The sequence below is a fragment of the Streptomyces sp. NPDC025784 genome (genome assembly GCF_055558435.1).
Genome location: NZ_JBVHMN010000008.1, coordinates 352,194 through 374,208, shown reverse-complemented (window position 1 = coordinate 374,208; position 22,015 = coordinate 352,194). Strand labels below are relative to the sequence as shown.

At 70.3% G+C, this 22,015-nt stretch carries 14 protein-coding genes and 1 pseudogene; 7 read left to right on the top strand and 8 right to left on the bottom strand.

Features of this window, described 5'->3' with window-relative positions; translation table 11 throughout:
- Positions 1 to 158: 158 nt before the first annotated feature.
- The 6 genes and pseudogenes from ACZ4IF_RS20765 to ACZ4IF_RS20740 form a co-directional block, all read right to left on the bottom strand.
- The gene (locus ACZ4IF_RS20765) at positions 159 to 830 is read right to left on the bottom strand and encodes a FadR/GntR family transcriptional regulator (protein WP_028801633.1); all 672 of its coding nucleotides are present in this window, start codon (positions 828 to 830) and stop codon (positions 159 to 161) included.
- Positions 831 to 969: 139 nt separating this feature from the next.
- Positions 970 to 2,026 (bottom strand): annotated as a pseudogene (locus ACZ4IF_RS20760) (LLM class flavin-dependent oxidoreductase).
- A gap of 199 nt (positions 2,027 to 2,225) precedes the next feature.
- A complete protein-coding gene (locus ACZ4IF_RS20755) occupies positions 2,226 to 3,842 on the bottom strand; it encodes a glycerol-3-phosphate dehydrogenase/oxidase (protein WP_467564763.1) in 1,617 nt (538 codons plus the stop codon).
- Positions 3,843 to 3,850: 8 nt separating this feature from the next.
- Positions 3,851 to 5,389 carry a glycerol kinase GlpK gene (glpK, locus tag ACZ4IF_RS20750; RefSeq protein ID WP_467564761.1) on the bottom strand — a complete coding sequence of 513 codons (1,539 nt, stop codon included), beginning with the start codon at positions 5,387 to 5,389 and terminating at the stop codon, positions 3,851 to 3,853.
- Positions 5,390 to 5,530: 141 nt separating this feature from the next.
- The gene (locus ACZ4IF_RS20745) at positions 5,531 to 6,325 is read right to left on the bottom strand and encodes an MIP/aquaporin family protein (RefSeq protein ID WP_028801630.1); all 795 of its coding nucleotides are present in this window, start codon (positions 6,323 to 6,325) and stop codon (positions 5,531 to 5,533) included.
- 865 nt (positions 6,326 to 7,190) lie between these two features.
- Positions 7,191 to 7,955, bottom strand: coding sequence for an IclR family transcriptional regulator (locus ACZ4IF_RS20740; RefSeq protein ID WP_467564758.1), 765 nt, complete (start codon positions 7,953 to 7,955; stop codon positions 7,191 to 7,193).
- A 269-nt stretch (positions 7,956 to 8,224) separates the two neighbouring features.
- Here ACZ4IF_RS20740 and metH point away from each other — a divergent pair, with 269 nt between their 5' ends.
- The 4 genes from metH (at position 8,225) to ACZ4IF_RS20720 (ending at position 16,478) form a co-directional block, all read left to right on the top strand.
- Positions 8,225 to 11,752, top strand: coding sequence for a methionine synthase (metH, locus tag ACZ4IF_RS20735; protein WP_467564756.1), 3,528 nt, complete (start codon positions 8,225 to 8,227; stop codon positions 11,750 to 11,752).
- A gap of 141 nt (positions 11,753 to 11,893) precedes the next feature.
- Positions 11,894 to 12,595 (top strand): HAD family hydrolase, encoded by a 702-nt coding sequence (locus ACZ4IF_RS20730; protein ID WP_028801627.1) that lies wholly within the window; start codon positions 11,894 to 11,896, stop codon positions 12,593 to 12,595.
- 627 nt (positions 12,596 to 13,222) lie between these two features.
- Positions 13,223 to 14,827, top strand: a complete 1,605-nt coding sequence (locus ACZ4IF_RS20725) for an ABC transporter substrate-binding protein (protein WP_467564753.1) — start codon at positions 13,223 to 13,225, stop codon at positions 14,825 to 14,827.
- 67 nt (positions 14,828 to 14,894) lie between these two features.
- Positions 14,895 to 16,478, top strand: coding sequence for an ABC transporter substrate-binding protein (locus tag ACZ4IF_RS20720; RefSeq protein ID WP_467564751.1), 1,584 nt, complete (start codon positions 14,895 to 14,897; stop codon positions 16,476 to 16,478).
- A 131-nt stretch (positions 16,479 to 16,609) separates the two neighbouring features.
- Here ACZ4IF_RS20720 and ACZ4IF_RS20715 read toward each other — a convergent pair whose 3' ends face one another.
- Together ACZ4IF_RS20715 and ACZ4IF_RS20710 are read right to left on the bottom strand one after the other, a co-directional pair.
- Complete coding sequence (locus ACZ4IF_RS20715; protein ID WP_010988071.1) at positions 16,610 to 17,281, bottom strand: response regulator; 672 nt, start codon at positions 17,279 to 17,281, stop codon at positions 16,610 to 16,612.
- Between the two features lie 14 nt (positions 17,282 to 17,295).
- The gene (locus ACZ4IF_RS20710; protein ID WP_095933202.1) at positions 17,296 to 18,204 is read right to left on the bottom strand and encodes a RecB family exonuclease; all 909 of its coding nucleotides are present in this window, start codon (positions 18,202 to 18,204) and stop codon (positions 17,296 to 17,298) included.
- 568 nt (positions 18,205 to 18,772) lie between these two features.
- Between ACZ4IF_RS20710 and ACZ4IF_RS20705 the strand changes: the two genes are divergently transcribed.
- From ACZ4IF_RS20705 to ACZ4IF_RS20695, 3 genes are all read left to right on the top strand, one after another.
- Positions 18,773 to 20,221: a site-2 protease family protein gene (locus ACZ4IF_RS20705; RefSeq protein ID WP_467564821.1), complete on the top strand. Its 1,449-nt coding sequence runs from the start codon at positions 18,773 to 18,775 to the stop codon at positions 20,219 to 20,221.
- Positions 20,222 to 20,336: 115 nt separating this feature from the next.
- The gene (locus tag ACZ4IF_RS20700; RefSeq protein ID WP_028801621.1) at positions 20,337 to 21,239 is read left to right on the top strand and encodes a tRNA (adenine-N1)-methyltransferase; all 903 of its coding nucleotides are present in this window, start codon (positions 20,337 to 20,339) and stop codon (positions 21,237 to 21,239) included.
- Between the two features lie 191 nt (positions 21,240 to 21,430).
- Positions 21,431 to 22,006 (top strand): hypothetical protein, encoded by a 576-nt coding sequence (locus ACZ4IF_RS20695; protein WP_467564748.1) that lies wholly within the window; start codon positions 21,431 to 21,433, stop codon positions 22,004 to 22,006.
- The last annotated feature ends 9 nt before the right edge of the window (positions 22,007 to 22,015 follow it).

Here is a 22,015-nt window from a genome sequence, read left to right as displayed (position 1 = left end):
GCCCCAACCTTACGGCGTGCCGAGGGGCCCACCGCAGCCCCCTTGCACGGGGGAGTGAACGGATCACTGCCCCGCCCGGGGGCCGGAAACACCCGTGATCGCCGCCTCGCGCCGCCCCGCAGTCATCCGAGCTGTCCCGGGAGGGCCGGCGGACGGGGCTAGAGCGTCGAGCGCAGCCACTGCTCCACGCTCGCGATGTGCACCGTCGCCCACGACCTGGCGGCCTCCGCGTCCCGGTCGCGCAGGGCGGACAGGATCGCGCGGTGCTCGTGCAGGGTGCGGCTGACCGCGTCCTCCTGGGTCAGGCCGCGCCAGATCCGGGCCCGGGTGGTGGGCCCCGAGAGGCCGTCGAGGAGGGAGCACAGCACCGAGTTGCCGGAGGTCTGCACGATGCCCCGGTGGAACTCCAGGTCGCAGGCGACGAGCTCCTCCACCGAGGGCGCCGCGCCGAGGGCGTCCAGCTGGGCGGTCAGCGCGTCCAATTGCTGCTCGCCGATGCGGGTGGCCGCCATGGCCGTGGCGGCCGGCTCCAGGATGCGGCGCACGGCGAGGAATTCGAGGACCGTGTCGTCGCGGTGGAAGTCGACGACGAAGCTCAGCGCCTCCAGCAGGAGCTGGGGGTCCAGGCTGGTCACATAGGTGCCGTCGCCCTGCCGTACGTCCAGGATGCGGATCAGCGAGAGCGCGCGCACCGCCTCCCGCAGGGAGTTGCGCGACAGCCCCAGTTCGGCTGCGAGCTCGCTCTCCTTCGGCAGTCGGTCGCCGGGACGCAGCGCGCCGGAGACGATCATTCCCTTGATCTTCTCGATCGCCTCGTCGGTGACTGCCATGCCGGGCCTCCCTGGTCCTCAGAATGCCGTTCAGACATCCGATGTCTCGGCCTCATTATGGGGTTTCAGCAGGCTGAACGGGACGAAAACCGAGGCACCGGGCGCACCCGCGCGACGGGACGGCTCCACCGCGGACCGCCTACCCCCACAGGGTGCTCGGCGCCTCCCTGCGCACCACCGGTGCGATCTCCCGCGCGAACCGGTCCAGCGTCTCGACCTGTTCCGCCGTCGACTGCCCGAAGGCGTCCACGGTGATCGACTGGAGGTCGTGCCGGTACACCGCGTGGTAACCGAGGATCTTGTCGATGATCCGCTGGGGCGAGCCGATGAGCTGGGGTCCGTCCGCGAGGGCGTCCTCGATGGTGCGGAACGGCGTGTTGTAGCCCGCCCGGCCCTCCAGGTGCGGACGGAAGGACTGGCGCACCCTGGCCTCATAGAGGTCCTTGTAGCGCGCGACGGCCTGCTCGTGCGTGTCCGCGACGAGCAGCCCGCCCGAGCCGGCCGCGACATGCGCGTGTGCCGGATCGTGCCCGTGGGCCTCGAAGCGTTCCCGGTAGTGGTCGATCAGCCGGGCGTACGCGGCGCGTGGCTGGATCGCGTTGGCGGTGAACAGGGGATCGCCGTGCCGCGCCGCCAGTTCGGGGGAGTTGAGGGAGGTCGCCGAACCGTGCCAGACACGCGGCGGTCCGGCGTAGGGGCGGCACGGTGGTCACGTTCTTCAGAGGGGTCCTGAACTCGCCTTCCCAGTCGACGTTCTCCTCGCTCCACAGCCGGCGCAGCAGCTCGTACTTCTCCTTCTGGAGGTCCCACTGCCGCTCCTCCGCGAGGCCGAACAGGTCGAAGTGCCCGGCCTCCGCGCCCTTGCCGACCACCAGCTCGATGCGGCCCCGGGAGAGCTGGTCGAGCGTCGCGTAGTCCTCCGCGACGCGCACGGGGTCGAGGATCGCGACGACGGTGACGCCCGTGAGCAGCCTGATGCGGTGCGTCCGGGCCGCGAGCGCGCCCAGGACCACGGTCGGGGCGGACGACAGAAAGGCTCCCGCGTGCCGTTCGCCGACCGCGAAGGCGTCGTACCCCAGGCGTTCCGCCGCCGTCCCGACGTCGACGACCTGCGCCAACCGGTCGGCGGGGGAGGGGAGATCACCGCTCAGGGGGTGCGGGGAGTGCCCGATGATCGTGAGTACTTGGAACTTCATGGCGTCCCTTCGGCGAGGCCGCCCCGGCCCGGAGGGGAACCGGAGGCATCCTCCCACTCTCGCCGCGGGACATTGCGGGCGTATGTGTGCGGTGTGCCAGCGCTGCCGGGGCCCTCTCGGGTCATGTCTCCCGTGCGTCGGACACGCCGAAGGGGCGGCTCTCCCCCGTGGGAGCCGCCCCTTCGGACCGAGCAGACGCCTACTTCTCGTCGAGCAGGTCCTGCACCTTGCCCCGGACCTCGTCCGTGGCGAGACCGCGGATCGTCAGCGTCGTCCGCCGTCGCAGCACGTCGTCCGCCGTCTCCGCCCACTCGTTGTCACGGGCGTAGACGACCTGGGCGAGGATCTCCGGAGCGTCCGGGTGGACGCGCTCGCCGAGTTCGGGGTTCTCGTTCGCCAGACGGGCGATGTCGAAGGCCAGCGAACCGTAGTGCGTGGCCAGGTGCTTGGCGGTGTCGGCCGCCATGCGCGGGCCGGGCGCCGGTCCGTCCACGAGCAGCCGGTGGGCCACGGCGCGCGGGTTGGCGACACCCGGCAGCGGAAGCTTCTTCGGCAGTTCGGAGATCGGCTCGAAGTCCTCGCCGAGCGGGTGGCCCGGCAGCGACTCCAGCTTCTTCATGACCGTACGGCCGATGTGCCGGAAGGTCGTCCACTTGCCGCCCGCGACGGACAGCATCCCGCCCCGGCCCTCCGTGACGACCGTCTCGCGCTTGGCCTTCGAGGTGTCACCGGGGCCGCCCGGGAGCACTCGCAGACCGGCGAACGAGTAGGTGATCAGGTCCCGGGACAGCTGCTGGTCGCGGATGGAGAAGGCGGCCTCGTCCAGGATCTGGGATATGTCCTTCTCGGTGACGGCGACCTCGGCCGGGTCGCCCTCGTACTCCTCGTCGGTGGTGCCGAGGAGCAGCATGTCCTCCCAGGGGAGGGCGAAGGTGATGCGGTACTTGTCGATGGGCGTGGCGAGCGCGGCCTTCCAGGGGGAGGTGCGCTTGAGGACCAGGTGCGCGCCCTTCGAGAGCCGGATGGACGGAGCCGCGTTCGGGTCCTCCATCCTGCGCAGGTGGTCGACCCAGGGGCCGGTGGCGTTGAGCACGAGACGGGCGTTCACGCCGAACTCGTCGCCGGACAGCCGGTCCTTGAGGTCGGCGCCGGTGACCCGGCCCTTGGTGAAGCGCAGGCCGGTGACCTCGGCGTGGTTGAGGACGACGGCACCCGACTCGACGGCCGCGCGGACCGTCATCAGGGCCATCCGGGAGTCGTTCATCTGGTCGTCGCCGTAGACGGCGACGGCCTTGAGGTTGTCGGTGCGCAGCTCGGGCACGTCCTGCGCGGCCTTCGAGGGGCTCAGCAGATGGCCCACGCCGTCACCGAATCCGGAGAGCGCGGAGTAGGCGAAGACGCCCGCCCCGAGCTTCGCGGCGCCGTGCGGCCCGCCCTTGTACACGGGGAGGTAGAACGTGAGCGGATTCGCCAGGTGGGGGGCCACCTGGCGGGAGACCGCACGGCGCTCGAAGTGGTTCTCCGCCACCAGCTTCACCGCGCCGGTCTGCAGGTAGCGCAGGCCGCCGTGGAGAAGCTTGGAGGAGGCGGAGGAGGTGGCGGCGGCGAAGTCGCCGGCGTCCACCAGAGCCACCCGCAGCCCGGACTGCGCGGCGTGCCAGGCGGTGGAGATGCCCAGGATGCCGCCGCCGATGACGAGGAGGTCGTACGTCGCCTTGGAGAGCTGCTCCCGGGTCTCGGCGCGGCTCGGGTTCGAGCCGGAGGCCGGGTGCGTACCGAGGGCAGGCACGGACTGCAGGGTGGCTTGACTGGTCATGCGGGTTCTTACTCCTCGTCCTCGATCCAGCCCATGGTCCGCTCGACGGCCTTGAGCCAGCTCTTGTACTCACGGTCGCGGGTCTCCGCGGCCATGTTCGGGGTCCACTCCGCGGCCCGGCGCCAGTTGGCGCGCAGGTCCTCGGTGTTGGACCAGAAGCCGACGGCGAGACCGGCGGCGTAGGCAGCGCCGAGGCAGGTGGTCTCGGCGACCATCGGGCGCACCACGGGGGCGTCCAGGACGTCGGCCAGGGTCTGCATCAGCAGGTTGTTGGAGGTCATGCCGCCGTCGACCTTGAGGGCCGCGAGCTCGACGCCGGAGTCCTTCGTCATGGCGTCGGTGATCTCACGGGTCTGCCAGGCGGTGGCCTCCAGGACGGCGCGCGCGATGTGCGCCTTGGTGACGTACCGGGTCAGGCCGGCGATCACACCGCGGGCGTCGGAGCGCCAGTACGGGGCGAACAGACCGGAGAAGGCCGGCACGAAGTAGGCGCCGCCGTTGTCCTCGACCGAGGAGGCGAGGGTCTCGATCTCGGCGGCGGACTTGATGAGGCCCATCTGGTCCCGCATCCACTGCACCAGCGAACCGGTGACGGCGATGGAGCCCTCCAGGGCGTAGACCGGCGCCTCGTCGCCGATCCGGTAGCCCACGGTGGTCAGCAGTCCGCTGTACGAGTTGATGATCTTGTCACCGGTGTTCATCAGCATGAAGGTGCCGGTGCCGTACGTGGACTTGGCCTCGCCCTCGGAGAAGCAGGTCTGGCCGAACAGGGCCGCCTGCTGGTCGCCGAGCGCGGAGGCGACGGGGATGCCACCGAGCAGATCGCCGAGCTTCCCGCCGGTGATCTCGCCGTACACCTCGGCGGAGGAACGGATCTCCGGCAGCATCGCCAGCGGGACGCCGATGGACTCGGCGATCTTCTCGTCCCACTGCATGGTGTGCAGGTTCATCAGCATGGTGCGCGAGGCGTTGGTCACGTCGGTGACGTGCTTGCCGCCGTTGACACCGCCGGTCAGGTTCCAGATGACCCAGGTGTCCATGGTGCCGAAGAGGATGTCCCCGGCCTCGGCGCGCTCCCGCAGGCCCTCGACGTTGTCGAGCAGCCAGCGGGCCTTGGGGCCGGCGAAGTACGACGCGAGCGGCAGGCCGGTCTCGCGGCGGAAGCGGTCCTGGCCGACGTTGCGGCCGAGTTCCTTGCAGAGCGCGTCGGTGCGGGTGTCCTGCCAGACGAGGGCGTTGTGGACGGGCTCACCGGTGTTCTTGTCCCAGAGCAGCGTGGTCTCACGCTGGTTGGTGATGCCGATGGCCTTGATGTCGTCGCGGGTGATGCCGGCCTTCTCGATGGCCCCGGCGACGACCTCCTGGACGTTGGTCCAGATCTCGGCGGCGTTGTGCTCGACCCAGCCCGGCTTCGGGAAGATCTGCTCGTGCTCCTTCTGGTCGACGGAGACGATGCGTCCGTCGCGGTCGAAGACGATGCAGCGGGACGAGGTAGTCCCCTGGTCGATCGCGGCGATGAAGGGGCCGGCGGTGTGTGCGTCGGTCACGGTGTGCTCCTGGAAGTTCCGTATGAGAGGGGCTTTTCTACGGCGCGGTGCTTCAAGCGGTGCTGTGGTGCAGTACGGCTTGCGGGCTTGCGAGCGGGTGCTCCGAGCCTTGCTCAAGCTGTGCGCTTACAGGCTGTCCTCTTAAGCGAAGGCGACGTTGTATATGCCTGCCGCGATCGCGCCGCCGATGAGCGGACCGGCGATCGGGATCCAGGCGTAGCTCCAGTCGGAACCGCCCTTGTTGGGCAGGGGGAGCAGGGCGTGCACGATGCGCGGACCGAGGTCACGGGCCGGGTTGATCGCGTAGCCCGTGGGCCCGCCCAGGGAGAGGCCGATGCTCACCACCACGAGCGCGGTGATCAGGGCGCCGAGGGTGCCCAGGCCGTTGCCGTTGTCGTTCAGGCCCTGGGTGAGGACCGCGAGGACGAGCACGACGGTGCCGATGATCTCCGTGGCGAGGTTCTGCACCACGTTGCGGATCTCGGGGCCGGTGGAGAAGACGCCGAGCACGGGGCCCGCGCCGGTCTCCTGGGCCTCGACGGCCTTGGTCTTGGTGGCCTGCGCGCCCGGACCGCCGACGATCTCGCGGTCGGTGAGGTGCGCGTGGAACTGGCCGTAGTAGGCCGCCCAGACCAGTGCGGCACCGATCATCGCGCCGAGCATCTGTCCGGCGAAGTAGGTGGCGACGTTGCTGAAGTCGTTGTCCTTGATCGCGAGCGCGAGCGTCACGGCCGGGTTCAGGTGCGCGCCGGAGAGGGGCGCCGAGATGTAGACCGCGGTGAGGACCGCGAAGCCCCACCCGAAGGTGATGGCGAGCCATCCGGCGTTGCGCGCCTTGGAGGCCTTCAGTGTGACGGCGGCGCAGACGCCGCCGCCCAGCAGGATGAGTACGGCGGTACCGATGGTCTCGCCGATGAAGATGTCGGAGCTGGACACCCGCGACTCCTTTGTCCTTCGTCCAGGGGAAGCCGAACCCCGGGTCCCTCCGGTGGTTCGTGCTCTCGGGGAATGAGAGCGATGCCGGCCCTTGGCGTTGCCACACTCTAGCGCGTATTGCCGGTAGGTGTTCGACAATGCCGACCGATGGACGGGAGTCTTGCTCTCGTGTAAGCGCCCCGTCAAGAGCTCTGGTATCGAAAACTCGATCGTTATTGATCGATGCGGGCTATCGATCTTGAAGGGGCTCCGCACCGCGTCCGACCGGGCACTTTGCGCTCCGCTTGGTGGTCGGTGTTTCTGCGCGCTCGGCCCTTGCGGGGCCGCGGGCGCGGGTGCCGGGGGTGGTTCCTGGGCGGGTGTGGCCTGTGGCGGGTTCCTCGCCCCCTGGCGGGCCGGCGCTGCGGGGGAGGAAGGCGCCCCTTCAGGGGCGCGGGGAACGGCGCGCTCAGCCCCCGTGGGGCGCGGTCGCGTCTGCCTGGGGTGGTTCGTGGGCGGGTGCGGATTGTCGTGGGTTGCTCGCGCCGTTCCCCGCGCCCGTGTCGGGCGCCTGGCGGGCCGGTGCTGTGGGGGAGGGGGGGCGCCCCATCGGGGGTGCGGGGAACGGCGCGCTCGGCCCGCGTGGGGGCGCGGTCGCGTGTGCCTGGGGTGGTTCGTGGGCGGGTGCGGGTTGTGGTGGGTTGCTCGCGCCGTTCCCCGCGCCCCTGGCGGGGCTGCCCCGCGGCTCCGTGGGGGCGGCGCGCTCGGCCCGCGCGGGGTCGCAGGCGCGTGCGCCGGCGGCCCCGGGGCGGGTGTGCCGGGCGCTGTGCGCGGCGCCAAAAGCACGGGCCCCCGGAACGCAGAGGTTCCGGGGGCCGCGTGGGCGTCAGAAGCGGCCGGCGCCCAGGTCCCGGGACACCGCACGCGCACAGTCCCGTACCGCCGCGATCAGGTCCGGCCGCAGCTCGCCATCCTTGCAGACCCGTTCCACCGCACCGGTGATGCCCACCGCTCCCACAGGCATCCGCCGCCTGTTGTGGATGGGCGCGGCGATCGAGGCGACCCCCGTCCAGGTCTCCTCGACGTCCTCGGCGTACCCGCGCGCCCGGGTCATGTCGAGCACGCCCTCGAACTGGTCGAGCTCGCTGACGGTACGCGGCGTGAACGTCTTGCGCTCGGCCTCCAGTACCTCGCTGTGCGCCACCGGGTCGTATGCCGACAGGACCTTGCCCAGGGCCGTGGAGTGCAGCGGTTGCATGGCCCCGACCTCCAGGACCTGACGGCTGTCGTCGGGCCGGAACACGTGGTGCACGATCAGCACGCCCTGCTGGTGCAGCACACCCAGATAGACGCTCTCCCCGCTGGAGCGGGCGAGGTCGTCGGTCCACACCAGCGCGCGCGCCCGCAGTTCGTGCACGTCCAGGTACGTGGTGCCCAGCCGCAGCAGCTCCGCGCCGAGCTGATAGCGCCCGGAGGCCGTGTCCTGCTCGACGAACCCCTCCTGCTGGAGGGTCCGCAGTATGCCGTGGGCCGTACCCTTGGCCAGGCCCAGCGACGAGGCGATGTCCGACAGGCCCAGCTGCCGCTCGCCGCCCGCGAGCAGCCGCAGCATCGCCGCCGCCCGTTCGAGCGACTGGATGTTCCGTGCCATCGCCGTGCTGCCTCCGTCCCCTTCGACCGTCGGCGCGCAACTCACTGCCGCCGTTCGGCAATGTCGAACACTACCGGTCGTTGCCGATCTCCCGCTAATGGGTGCTCGTCACATGTTCGGTCCGTGCCCGCACCCCCGCCCCGCGCGCCACACCCGTCCGCCCCGTGGACGCCCCTGACCCTCCAACGGCGCTCCGGGCTACCCTGACGGCGTGCGCCTTCCATGGGAAGCGCAAAGCCGACAGCCGTCGCACTCCAGGGAGCACCTTCATGGCCTCGTTGCCGAACCCGTCCCTTTCGTCCGATCTCTCCGAGAGCCGGAGGCGAACCGACGCCCTCCGGGAGGCGCTGGCCACCCGTGTCGTGGTGGCAGACGGCGCGATGGGCACGATGCTCCAGGCGCAGGACCCCACGCTGGAGGACTTCGAGAACCTCGAAGGCTGCAACGAGATCCTGAACCTCACGCGCCCCGACATCGTCCGCTCCGTCCACGAGGCCTACTTCGAGGTGGGCGTCGACTGCGTCGAGACGAACACCTTCGGCGCGAACCACTCGGCGATGGCCGAGTACGACATCGCCGACCGCGTCCAGGAACTGTCCGAGGCGGGTGCCCGGCTCGCGCGTGAGGTCGCCGACGAGTTCGGCGCCCGCGACGGCCGTCAGCGCTGGGTGCTCGGCTCGATCGGCCCGGGCACCAAGCTGCCCACGCTCGGTCACGTCTCCTACACCACGCTGCGCGACGGCTTCCAGGCGAACGCCGAGGGCCTGATCGCCGGCGGTGCCGACGCCCTGATCGTGGAGACCACCCAGGACCTCCTGCAGACCAAGGCCTCGCTGCTGGGCGCGCGCCGGGCGATGGACGCGACCGGAGCGAACCTGCCGCTGCTGTGCTCGATGGCCTTCGAGACGACCGGCACGATGCTGCTGGGCTCCGAGATCGGCGCGGCGCTCACCGCGCTTGAGCCGCTCGGCATCGACATGATCGGCCTGAACTGCTCGACCGGCCCCGCGGAGATGAGCGAGCATCTGCGCTACCTCACCCGCCACTCCCGTATCCCCCTGCTGTGCATGCCGAACGCCGGCCTGCCCGTCCTCACCAAGGACGGCGCGCACTTCCCGCTCGGCCCCGAGGGACTGGCCGACGCGCAGGAGACCTTCGTACGCGACTACGGCCTGTCCCTGGTCGGCGGCTGCTGCGGTACCACCCCCGAGCACCTGCGCCAGCTGGTCGAGCGGGTCCGCGAGGCCCGGCCCGGCGAGCGTCGCCCGCAGCCGGAGCCCGGCGCGGCCTCCCTCTACCAGACCGTGCCCTTCCGCCAGGACACCGCGTACATGGCGATCGGCGAGCGCACCAACGCCAACGGCTCCAAGAAGTTCCGCGAGGCCATGCTGGAAGGCCGCTGGGACGACTGCGTGGAGATGGCCCGCGACCAGATCCGCGAGGGCGCGCACATGCTCGACCTGTGCGTCGACTACGTGGGCCGCGACGGCGTCTCGGACATGGAGGAGCTGGCCGGGCGCTTCGCCACCGCGTCCACGCTGCCGATCGTCCTCGACTCCACCGAGGTGGACGTGATCCGCGCCGGCCTGGAGAAGCTGGGCGGCCGCGCGGTCATCAACTCGGTCAACTACGAGGACGGCGACGGCCCCGAGTCCCGCTTCGCCAAGGTCACCCGGCTGGCGCAGGAACACGGAGCCGCGCTGATCGCGCTGACCATCGACGAGGAGGGGCAGGCCCGCACCGTCGAGACCAAGGTGGCGATCGCCGAGCGGCTCATCGAGGACCTGACGGCCAACTGGGGCATCCACGAGTCCGACATCCTCATCGACTGCCTCACCTTCACGATCTGCACCGGCCAGGAGGAGTCCCGGGGCGACGGCATCGCGACGATCGAGGCGATCCGCGAGCTCAAGCGCCGCCGCCCGGACGTGCAGACCACGCTGGGCCTGTCCAACATCTCGTTCGGGCTCAACCCGGCCGCCCGCATCCTGCTCAACTCGGTCTTCCTCGACGAGTGCGTCAAGGCGGGCCTCGACTCGGCGATCGTCCACGCGTCCAAGATCCTGCCGATCGCCCGGTTCGACGACGAGCAGGTCAAGACCGCCCTCGACCTCATCTACGACCGGCGTGCCGAGGACTACGACCCGCTGCAGAAGCTGATGGCCCTCTTCGAGGGCGCCACCACGAAGTCGCTGAAGGCGGGCAAGGCGGAGGAACTGGCCGCGCTGCCGCTGGACGAGCGGCTCAAGCGGCGCATCATCGACGGCGAGAAGAACGGTCTGGAAGCCGACCTCGACGAGGCGCTGACGGACCGCCCCGCCCTGGACATCGTCAACGAGACACTGCTCGACGGCATGAAGGTCGTCGGTGAGCTGTTCGGCTCCGGCCAGATGCAGCTGCCCTTCGTGCTCCAGTCCGCCGAGGTCATGAAGTCGGCCGTCGCCTTCCTCGAACCGCACATGGAGAAGTCCGACGCCGAGGGCAAGGGCACCATCGTGCTGGCCACCGTGCGCGGCGACGTCCACGACATCGGCAAGAACCTCGTCGACATCATCCTGTCCAACAACGGCTACAACGTCGTCAACCTCGGCATCAAGCAGCCGGTCTCCGCGATCCTGGAGGCGGCCGAGGAGCACCGCGCCGACGTCATCGGCATGTCCGGGCTCCTGGTCAAGTCCACGGTGATCATGAAGGAGAACCTGGAGGAGCTGAACCAGCGGGGCCTGTCCGCCGACTACCCGGTGATCCTCGGCGGTGCCGCCCTGACCAGGGCGTACGTCGAGCAGGACCTGCACGAGATCTACGAGGGCGAAGTGCGCTACGCCCGGGACGCCTTCGAGGGCCTGCGCCTGATGGACGCGCTGATCGGCGTGAAGCGCGGGGTGCCCGGCGCGGCGCTGCCCGAGCTGAAGCAGCGCCGGGTGCGGGCCGCGGCGAACACGGTCGTCGAGGAGCGGCCCGAGGAGGGCCACGTCCGCTCCGACGTCGCCGTCGACAACCCGGTGCCGACGCCGCCGTTCTGGGGGACCCGCGTCATCAAGGGGATCCAGCTCAAGGAGTACGCCTCCTGGCTGGACGAGGGCGCCCTGTTCAAGGGGCAGTGGGGCCTCAAGCAGGCCCGCACGGGCGACGGGCCGACGTACGAGGAACTGGTCGAGACCGAGGGCAGGCCGCGGCTGCGCGGACTGCTGGACCGGCTCCAGACCGAGAACCTGCTGGAAGCGGCGGTGGTCCACGGCTACTTCCCGTGCGTGTCCAAGGACGACGACCTGATCATCCTGGACGAGCGGGGCAACGAGCGGACCCGGTTCACCTTCCCCCGCCAGCGCCGCGGCCGCCGCCTGTGTCTGGCCGACTTCTTCCGCCCGGAGGAGTCCGGTGAGACGGATGTCGTGGGCCTCCAGGTCGTCACCGTGGGCTCGCGCATCGGCGAGGAGACCGCCAAGCTCTTCGAGTCCAACTCCTACCGCGACTACCTCGAACTGCACGGCCTGTCCGTGCAGCTGGCCGAGGCGCTCGCCGAGTACTGGCACGCGCGCGTACGGTCCGAGCTCGGCTTCGCCGGCGAGGACCCGGCCGCCATCGAGGACATGTTCGACCTCAAGTACCGCGGGGCCCGCTTCTCGCTCGGCTACGGGGCCTGCCCCGACCTGGAGGACCGGGGCAAGATCGCCCGTCTGCTGGAGCCGGAGCGCATCGGCGTCCACCTGTCCGAGGAGTTCCAGCTGCACCCGGAGCAGTCGACGGACGCCATCGTCATCCACCACCCGGAGGCGAAGTACTTCAACGCCCGCTGAGTGTGCCGCGCGGCACACCGCCGCGCGTCGCAACGCGCACTGATCGGATAAGTCGTACACTGGTCGGTCCACTGCAGGCCGGCTGTCCCTTTGCCCAAAAGGGGTGGCCGGCCTGATCGTCCCTCAAGGAGGTGCGCCCGGATGACCAGTACGGTTCCCGCGCTCGGTACCCGTACGGCCGAAGGCTCCGCCCTGCAGGCCGTGCTCCTCGACATGGACGGCACCCTGGTGGACACCGAGGGCTTCTGGTGGGACGTGGAGGTCGAGGTCTTCAAGGCACTCGGTCACACGCTCGACGAGTCCTGGCGCCATGTGGTGGTCGGCGGTCCGATGACCCGCAGCGCCGGTTTCCTCATCGAGGCCACCGGAGCCGACATCCCCCTCGCCGAGCTGACCGTCCTGCTGAACGACGGGTTCGAGGACCGTATCGGCCACTCACTGCCGCTGATGCCGGGCGCGGCCAGGCTGCTCGCCGAGCTGGCGGCCCACGAGATCCCCACCGCCCTGGTCTCCGCCTCGCACCGCCGGATCATCGACCGCATCCTGGGCTCCCTGGGCCCCCAGTACTTCGCCCTGAGCGTCGCGGGCGACGAGGTGGAGCGGACCAAGCCGTTCCCCGACCCGTATCTGCTCGCGGCCGCGGGGCTCGGCGCGGACCCGGCTCGATGCGCCGTCGTGGAGGACACCGCGACGGGTGTCGCGGCCGCCGAGGCCGCGGGCTGCCGGGTGGTGGCGGTCCCCTCGGTCGCGCCGATCGCACCGGCCGCCGGACGCACCGTGGTCAACTCGCTCGAACAGGTGGACCTGCCTTTTCTCCACGGCCTGATGACGCACATGCACTGACCCGTGCACCGACCGTGCGGAACGGATGCGTCGGCACGGAAGCGGAATCACCCTGCGTGCGAAAGGGGAACACCCTGCGTACCGCTCCCGGGGTCGGAGTGGGCGCGATCGAATCACTCAGTGTGTGAATGCGCGCCACCGAGCGTGTTTACCCGAATCGGCGAGCGCGTGGGGTCGAATCCATGGAATTGCCTGAGGAGCCCCACAGGGATCCCACAGGAAGCCCACACGGACCTCCGAAGTGGCCCGAGGGAGGCTCCCCGGGTCATGCATTTCCCGACCGGATGGCTGAATTCCGGTACTCGCCAACCCAGTTGATGCTGTGACGTTCGTCACTTTCCAGGGGGTCGACAACCGGCCCCCCATATGCCGCCATCCGCCAATTCGGGGTGGTCGGCGCGCCCTTGTGTCCCGATTGGTGGAATGCTGCACTAAACCTTCCGCTGTCGGGTTATCGGTGCGTCCGCGCCCGGTTTCGCAGCGTGATGGGGGCTCAACTCCGGTACCTGCGGGCGGTCGTGCTGGTGCGGACTAATCTCATCGCGAGAACATCGCCGTATCCCCGTGACCCGCCGCACACCCTCGCCCGCGGGCCCGTGGAATCTACAGCTCTGGAGAACTTCGAGCATGAACCGCAAGACTTTGGTGCTGCCGGCCGTGGTCGGCCTGCTCGCCCCTGTGCTCGCCGCGTGTGGTGGGTCCGACAGCGGCAGCAACAGCGGCGATGCCATCGTTGTCGGTACCACGGACGTGTTCACCGAATCGAAGGAAGCGCCGGCTCCGGTCGACCCGGCCTACGCCTACGACGTCGGTACCTGGAACATCCTTCGTCAGACCGTGCAGACGCTGATGATCCAGCCGCGCGGCGACGGCGAGCCCGAGCCCGAGGCCGCCGAGAAGTGCGGCTTCACGGACACCGGCAACGAGCGTTACAGCTGCACGCTCCGCGAGGGCCTGAAGTTCGCGAACGGCGACAGCATCACCGCCAAGGACGTCAAGTTCTCGATCGACCGCGCCCGGTCCATCAAGGCCGACAGCGGCGTGTTCGCGCTGCTGTCCACGATCGACACCGTCGAGACGCGGGGCGACCGAGAGGTGATCTTCCACCTCAAGACGGCGGACGCCACCTTCCCGTTCAAGCTGTCGACGCCGGTCGCCGGCATCGTGAGCGCCAAGGACTACGAGAAGAACAAGCTCCGCGACGGTTTCGCCGTGGACGGTTCCGGCCCGTACACCCTGGAGTCCGAGGTCAAGGGCGACAAGCTCGTCAAGGCCGTCTTCACCAAGAACCCCAACTACAAGGGGCAGCTGACGGTGAAGAACTCCAAGGTCGAGATGCGCTCCTTCGACAGCGCCGACGCCATGGGCGCAGCGCTCGAGAAGGGCGACATCGACCTGATGACCCGCTCGATGACGCCCGACCAGATCAACAAGCTCGGCACCGCCACCGACAGCGACATCGACCTCAACGAGATGCCGGGTCTGGAAATCCGCTACCTGGCCTTCAACACCGACGCCCCTGCGGTGAAGACCCGGGCCGTCCGCCAGGCCATGGCGCAGATCGTCAACCGCGGCGAGCTCGTCGCCAAGGTGTACGGCTCCCAGGCCGAGCCGCTCTACTCGCTCGTCCCGGCGACCATCACCGGTCACTCCAACTCGTTCTTCAACAAGTACGGGGACCCGAGCGTCGGCAAGGCCAAGTCGACGCTGACCAAGGCCGGCATCACCACCCCGGTCAAGCTCACCCTGCACTACACGACGGACCACTACGGTGCGGCCACCAAGCCCGAGTTCCAGGTGCTGAAGAAGCAGCTGAACGACAGCGGTCTGTTCGACGTCAGCATCGCCGGCACGACCTGGGACAAGTTCCGTCCGGCCGAGAAGGCGGGCGACTACGACGTCTACGGCATGGGTTGGTTCCCCGACTTCCCGGACGCCGACAACTACCTGGCGCCGTTCCTCGACAAGGACAACTTCCTCGGCTCGCCGTACACGAACAGCCAGGTCAACAACAACCTGATCCCGGAGTCCCGGCGCGAGGCGGACCGCCTCACCGCGTCGAAGAGTCTCACCGAGATCCAGGACATCGTGGCCAACGATGTGCCCGTGCTGCCGCTGTGGCAGGGTAAGCAGTACATCGCGACCCGGGACGACATCACCGGTTCGGAGTGGGCGCTCAACTCCTCCTCGACGCTCCAGCTGTGGGAGCTCGGCCGAGGCGTGAGCGGCTGACAGACCTCCCCGCCCCGGGGCCTTCACGGCCCCGGGGCGCCGGGACCCGACGACAAGGCTCATGCACGTGAACATGCGCAAGAAGTGGCCGGTTCTGTCCATAGCGACGGGGCTGGCCGTCGGCGTTCTCACCGGATGCGGCTCGGACACGGGCGGCTCCTCGGACGAAGGCTCCGCCATCGTCATGGGAATGTCGGACGACGTCCTGGCGACCGACCCCGCATCCGGCTACGACCCCGGCTCCTGGCTGTTGTTCAACAACGTGTTCCAGTCGTTGCTGAGCTTCCCCAAGGGCGGCACCGAACCGGAGCCCGAGGCGGCCAAGGACTGCGCCTTCACCGACACGGCGACCACCGTCTACAAGTGCACGCTGCGCGACGGGCTGAAGTTCAGCAACGGCGACGCGCTCACCTCGAAGGACGTGAAGTACTCCTTCGACCGCCTGCTGAAGATCGACGACGCGGCCGGACCGGCGATCATGTTCCCCATGCTCGGCTCGGTGCAGACCCCGGACGAGAAGACCGTCGTCTTCCACCTCAAGTACGCCGACGCCACCTTCCCGAGCAAGATCGCCTCCGGCGCGGGCTCGATCGTCGACCACCGGCAGTACTCCTCGGACGGACTGCGCAAGGACGACCAGGCCGTGGGCTCGGGCCCGTACAAGCTGGACTCGTTCAGCAAGGACAAGGCCGTCTTCTCCGTCAACGACGGCTACCGGGGCAACGCCGAGGTCAACAACTCCGGTGTCACGCTCAAGTTCTTCCACGGCGACCAGGCCGCCCTGAAGAACGCGCTGCTGAGCGACCAGATCGACCTCGCCTACCGAGGCCTCTCCGCCAAGGACATCGCGGACATCGAGGGCGACACCTCGACCGGCATGGGCATCAACGTCGTCGAGGGCAACAGCGCCGAAGTCCAGCACCTCGTCTTCAACATGGACGACCCGATCACCGGCAAGCTGGGCGTGCGCAAGGCCATCGCCTACCTCCTCGACCGTGAGGCCCTGGTCACCAAGGTCTACGAGGACACGGCGACGCCCCTCTACTCGATCATCCCGGCGGGCATCACCGGCCACAACACGTCCTTCTTCGACACCTACGGCGCCCGCCCGTCGAAGTCCAAGGCCGAGGCAGCGCTGCGCGCCGAGGGCATCACCGGCAAGGTGCGCCTCACCCTCTGGTCGACGCCCTCGCGCTACGGACCGGCCACCGACCAGGAGTTCGCCGCGATCGCCAAGCAGCTCGACGCCAGCGGGCTGTTCGACGCGACCGTGAAGTCCGTCCCGTACGACCAGTACGAGAAGGACGTCGCCAAGGGCAAGTACGGCGTGTACGTGAAGGGCTGGGTGCCGGACTACCCGGACCCGGACAACTTCACCGCCCCCTTCTTCGGCAAGGGCAACGTGCTGAGCAACAACTTCACCAACAGCACCATCACCGGGCACCTCATCCCGAAGACGGCGGCCGAGAGCGACCGCGCCTCCACCGACGCCGACTACGGCAAACTCCAGGACGTGGTGGCCGACGAGCTGCCCATGATCCCGATCTGGCAGGCCAAGCAGTACGCCGTCGTCCGCGACAACGTCTACGGCCTGGAGTACTGCCTCGACGCCTCGACCGTCTTCCGCTTCTGGGAGATCAGCAAGGGCTGACCGCGCCGGGCGGCCGGCCGTGCGCGGCCCGCGCGGACGACGAAGGGCGCCACCTCCGGATCTCTCCGGAGGGGGCGCCCTTCGTCCCGTCCAGGTGCGGCCGCCTGCGCGCCGCTCCAGGTGTGCGGGCCCTACTGCGCGCCGGGGCGCACCAGCCCGCTCTCGTACGCGTACACCGCGGCCTGCACCCGGTCGCGGAGCCCCAGCTTGGTCAGGACATGGCCCACATGCGTCTTGACCGTGGTCTCGCTGACGAACAGGTCGGCGGCGATCTCCGCGTTCGACAGGCCGCGGGCCACCAGCTTCAGCACCTCGACCTCCCGCTCGGTCAGCGTGTGCAGGGTGTCCGGCACCGGCTCGTCGCCCGACGGCAGATGGCCCGCGTACTTGTCGAGCAGGCGGCGCGTGATGCTCGGCGCGAGCATCGCCTCACCGGCCGCGACCACCCGGATCGCCTGCACCAGCTCATTGGCCGGGGCGTCCTTGAGGAGGAAGCCGCTGGCGCCCGCGCGCAACGCCTCCACCACGTACTCGTCGAGGTCGAACGTCGTCAGCACGAGGACCTTCGCCGGACCGTCCCGGCCGGGACCGGTGATCTGCCGGGTCGCCTCGACACCGTCCATCCGCGGCATACGGATGTCCATCAGAACCACATCGGGCTGCAGGGCACGGACCTGGTCGAGGGCCTGGAGGCCGTCTCCGGCCTCGCCGACGACCGCGAGGTCCTGCTCCGCCTCCAGGATCATCCGGAAGCCGGTGCGCAGCAGCGGCTGGTCGTCGACCAGTAGGACGCGGATGGCCACGTAAGTCTCCTTCGCTAGTCCGGCCCCATTCTGCCCTGCTCGGTGCCACCGGACTGCGGCGCCCTGACGGGGAGCGGATACGGCGGGGGAGTACCGCCGAATTCCGGACACACCGCCTGGTGGTCGCACCAGCCGCAGAGCTTGGTCGGCCGCGGCCGCCAGTCGCCCGTCTCGGTGGCCTGCCGGATCGCGTCCCACAGGGCCAGCAGCTTGCGCTCGACGCGCTCCAGGTCCGCGATCACCGGGTCGTACGTCAGCACGTCACCGCTGCCGAGGTAGACGAGCTGGAGCCGGCGCGGGACCACCTGCTTCAGCCGCCACACCACCAGGGCGTAGAACTTCATCTGGAACAGGGCGCCCTCCGCGTACTCGGGGCGGGGGGCCTTGCCCGTCTTGTAGTCGACGATCCGGACGTCGCCGGTGGGCGCCACGTCGACGCGGTCGATGATGCCGCGCAGCTTCAGCCCGGAGTCCAGCCGCGCCTCGACGAACAGCTCCCGCTCGGCGGGCTCCAGCCGGGTCGGGTCCTCCAGCGTGAACCAGCGCTCCACCAACTGCTCGGCCTCGCCGAGCCAGCGGGCCAGCCGCTCGCCCTCCGGGTCGTCGGCGAACAGCTCCGCGACCTCCGGCTTGGTCTCCCGCAGCCGGTCCCACTGACCCGGGATCAGCGACTTGGCGCGTGGCGCGGTCCGGTCGACCGCCGGGGCGTCGAAGAGCCGCTCCAGCACGGCGTGCACCAGCGTGCCGCGCGTCGCCGCCTCGCTCGGCTTCTCGGGCAGCCGGTCGATCACCCGGAACCGGTACAGCAGCGGACACTGCATGAAGTCACTGGCGCGCGAGGGCGAAAGCGACGCGGGCGGCGCGGCGGCCGGGCCCGCGGGGCTGTCGGCGCCCGTCCCCGTGCCCTCGGTGCTGGTTTCCATGACGAAGACCTTACGGCCCGCCACTGACAGTGCCGCACCCGCGCGCGGCCGTGACGCGGACGGCCGTGACGGCAGAGGGCCCGGGTGCGGGCGAAGGCACGGAAAACGGAGGGGGTGCCGGGGCGGAACGCATCGCGACGGCCGCATACCATCGACCAGAGACCCTCCCGTTCCGCAGGACCGGGGCGGGGGACGCTTCGAACGAGGGGACATCGTGGACGAGAGCGGCGGGAGCGGGCAGCCGCGTACCGACGAAGCGACCGAGCGCCACGAGAGGCCCCAGGCCTCCCCGGTTCCGGCCGCGGACGCCCCGCGCCCCGGACCGGCAGGGTCCGACCCGCACGGCGGGCCGGAGCCCGCGGCGCCGGGCGACGACGAGCCCCGGCCCCCCTCCGGCGCCCCCGGCGCCGACACGGCGGCGAACGGCGGCCCGGGAGCCCGCGCGTCCGCCTCGGACACGTCGCACGGGAGCGCCGGGGACGGTGCCACCGGCGGTGCCTCGCACGGCACGGACGACGAGGTCGCCGGGAGTGCCCCGCGCGGTGCCGGGGACGACTCCGAGGGGTCCGTGAAGCGCTCCCGCACCGACAGCTCCGAGCCGGCCGGCCACACCTCCGACCCGTCCGAGCGCGACACTGTCACCGAAGTTCCCGACGGAGCCCGCGCCCCGTCGGGCCCGGTACGCGAGGCGCCGTCCGACGGCGACGGCTCCGACGACGCCCCCACGAGCATCCTGACGAAGCCGGCCGGGACCGCCGAGCCGCGGGAGCACCCGACGTCCGCGTCCGCCGCCCCGGTGGGAGAGGCCCGGACCCGCGCACGGTCGGAGGGCGGCGGGGGACAGCCCCCGCGGCGCGGCCGGGAGCCCGGCGGCGGACTGCTGATGGGGCGGCCCTTCGGGGTCCCGGTGTACGTCGCGCCGAGCTGGTTCCTCGTGGCCGCGTTGATCACCTGGGTGTTCGGCGGCCAGCTCGACCGCGTGCTGCCGGAGCTCGGCGCCGCCCGCTACCTGGTCTCCCTCTTCTTCGCCGTCGCCTTCTACGCGTCCGTACTGGTCCACGAGCTGGCCCACACCGTCGCCGCCCTCCGCTTCAAGCTGCCGGTGCGCCGGATCCAGCTCCAGTTCTTCGGCGGGGTGTCGGAGATCGAGAAGGAGGCCGAGACCCCGGGCCGGGAGTTCGTACTGGCCTTCGTCGGCCCGCTGCTCTCGCTCGTCCTGTCCGGCGTCTTCTACCTGGCCATGCAGACCGTCGAACCGGGCACGGTACCGGGCGTCCTGCTCGCCGGGCTGATGATCTCCAACCTCATCGTCGCGGCCTTCAACCTGCTGCCCGGCCTGCCCCTCGACGGCGGCCGCATGCTCCGCGCCGTGGTGTGGAAGCTCACCGGCAAGCCGATGAGCGGCACCGTCGCCGCCGCCTGGTTCGGCCGGGCCCTCGCCGTCTCCGTACTGATCGGGCTTCCCCTGCTCACCCAGTCCGGAATGATCGGAGACGCCCCGGACGACATCGGCGGCATGGACACCGTCACCGACGCCCTGCTCGCCGCGATCCTCGCCGCGATCATCTGGACCGGCGCGGGCAACAGTCTGCGGATGGCCCGCCTGCGCGAGCACCTGCCCGAGCTGCGCGCCCGCTCGCTCACCCGGCGCGCGGTCCCGGTGGAGACCGACACCCCGCTCTCGGAGGCGCTGCGCCGCGCCAACGAGGTCGGCGCCCGCGCCCTGGTCGTGGTCGACGCCGACGGCGAACCGCTCTCCCTCGTCCGCGAGGCGGCCATCGTCGGCGTACCGGAGCACCGCCGGCCCTGGGTCGCGGTCAGCGGCCTCGCCCAGGACCTGACCGACGGGATGCGGGTGTCCGCCGAGCTCGCCGGCGAGGAGCTCCTGGACGTGCTCCGCGCGACGCCGGCCACCGAGTACCTGGTGGTCGAGGAGTCCGGCGAGATCTACGGAGTGCTGTCGGCCGCGGACGTGGAGCGCGCCTTCGTGAAGGCGATGGCGCGGCACCCCTCCTAGGGGGTTTCGTTTCGTTCGGATCGGCGCGGCCTGATCCGAACGAAGCCCCCGAGGGTCATGCACCGTCTCCCTCGGGCTGGTCGGTGGCCCCCGCCGGGACCGGTAGGCTGTTCACATGTCCGAACCGACCGGTGCCGCCCGCAGGCGCGGGCCCTTCAAGGTCGGGGACCAGGTTCAGCTGACCGACCCCAAGGGCCGCCACTACACGTTCACGCTCGAAGCGGGGAAGAACTTCCACACCCACAAGGGTTCCTTCCCGCACGACGAGCTGATCGGCGCTCCCGAGGGCAGCGTTGTCCGCACCACGGGGAACGTCGCCTATCTCGCGCTGCGCCCCCTGCTCCCCGACTACGTCCTGTCCATGCCCCGCGGCGCCGCCGTGGTCTACCCCAAGGACGCGGGGCAGATCCTGGCCTTCGCCGACATCTTCCCCGGCGCACGCGTCGTGGAGGCGGGGGTCGGCTCCGGCTCGCTCAGCAGCTTCCTGCTGCGTGCCATCGGCGACCAGGGCATGCTGCACTCCTACGAGCGCCGCGAGGACTTCGCCGAGATCGCCCAGCAGAACGTGGAGCGCTACTTCGGCGGCCCGCACCCCGCCTGGCAGCTCACCGTCGGCGACCTCCAGGACAACCTGTCCGACACGGACGTCGACCGTGTCATCCTCGACATGCTCGCCCCCTGGGAGTGCCTGGAGGCCGTCTCCAAGGCGCTCGTCCCCGGCGGCATCCTCTGCTGCTACGTCGCGACCACCACCCAGCTCGCGCGGACCGTCGAGTCCATCCGCGAGATCGGCTGCTTCAACGAGCCGACGGCCTGGGAGTCGATGATCCGCAACTGGCACATCGAGGGCCTGGCCGTCCGCCCGGACCACAGGATGATCGGCCACACCGGCTTCCTGCTCACCGCCCGCCGCCTCGCGGACGGCGTCGAGCCGCCCATGCGCCGCCGCCGCCCCGCCAAGGGCGCCTACGGCGAGGACTACGCCGGCCCCAACGCCGACGGTGGAGCCGCCCGCTGACGCGAGCGGTACACACCCGCCCAACGCACCACGAACGTGGCCGAGTTCCCGGGAGCGCCCGGGAACTCGGCCACGGCCCTTTTCTGTTGACACGCAGCCAGAAGTACCGACCCCGCCGTTCCACCACGGTGTGACGTGTGGCACCATGCGGGACACCCCCACCGGCACAGCCCTCACGGGAGACACTCCTAGTGCAGCAATCCGCCGTCCCGGAACTGGCACACACGCACACCAGCCCCATCCAGTGGGTCGCCACGGCCACCGCCATCGCCGGTGTGGTCGCGTTCTCCTCCGTCCTGCAGCCCGACTCCGCGACAGCGGCCCAGCCGGGCCCGGGCGTCAGGACCGCGGCGGCCCCGGCGGCGGCCCCCGACCCGACCGGCGTCGCCTTCCCGATCGAGTGCGGCCCGGCCAAGGCCCTCGTCCAGAAGAAGGCGTCCGGCGACCTCGACGGCGACGGCCGCCCGGAGACCGTGGCCGTCGTCCGCTGCGACGCCGGCTCGGGCACCCCGCCCAGTGGCGTCTACGTCCTCACCCAGGGCACGGGCCAGAAGAAGCCCCGAGTCGTGGCCACCCTGGTCGATCCCAAGGACCGGTTGAGCGTCACGGACTTCGCGGTGCGCGACCGGGCGGTCACCGCGACCCTGCTCGGCTACTCCTCGACCGACGTACCGAGTTGCTGTCCGGACGTGAAGGACCTCGCCAAGTGGCAGTGGAAGGGCGGCGCTTTCGTCCGCTCCACCCCGTCCGAAGCACGGAGTGTGTGAGCACACTCC

Excerpts from the sequence above, each read along its gene's own strand:
- ACZ4IF_RS20765 (WP_028801633.1), bottom strand. The coding sequence starts at position 830 with ATGGCAGTCACCGACGAGGCGATCGAGAAGATCAAGGGAATGATCGTC.
- ACZ4IF_RS20755 (WP_467564763.1), bottom strand. The coding sequence starts at position 3,842 with ATGACCAGTCAAGCCACCCTGCAGTCCGTGCCTGCCCTCGGTACGCAC.
- ACZ4IF_RS20740 (WP_467564758.1), bottom strand. The coding sequence starts at position 7,955 with ATGGCACGGAACATCCAGTCGCTCGAACGGGCGGCGGCGATGCTGCGG.
- metH (WP_467564756.1), top strand. The coding sequence starts at position 8,225 with ATGGCCTCGTTGCCGAACCCGTCCCTTTCGTCCGATCTCTCCGAGAGC.
- ACZ4IF_RS20730 (WP_028801627.1), top strand. The coding sequence starts at position 11,894 with ATGACCAGTACGGTTCCCGCGCTCGGTACCCGTACGGCCGAAGGCTCC.
- ACZ4IF_RS20725 (WP_467564753.1), top strand. The coding sequence starts at position 13,223 with ATGAACCGCAAGACTTTGGTGCTGCCGGCCGTGGTCGGCCTGCTCGCC.
- ACZ4IF_RS20710 (WP_095933202.1), bottom strand. The coding sequence starts at position 18,204 with ATGGAAACCAGCACCGAGGGCACGGGGACGGGCGCCGACAGCCCCGCG.
- ACZ4IF_RS20700 (WP_028801621.1), top strand. The coding sequence starts at position 20,337 with ATGTCCGAACCGACCGGTGCCGCCCGCAGGCGCGGGCCCTTCAAGGTC.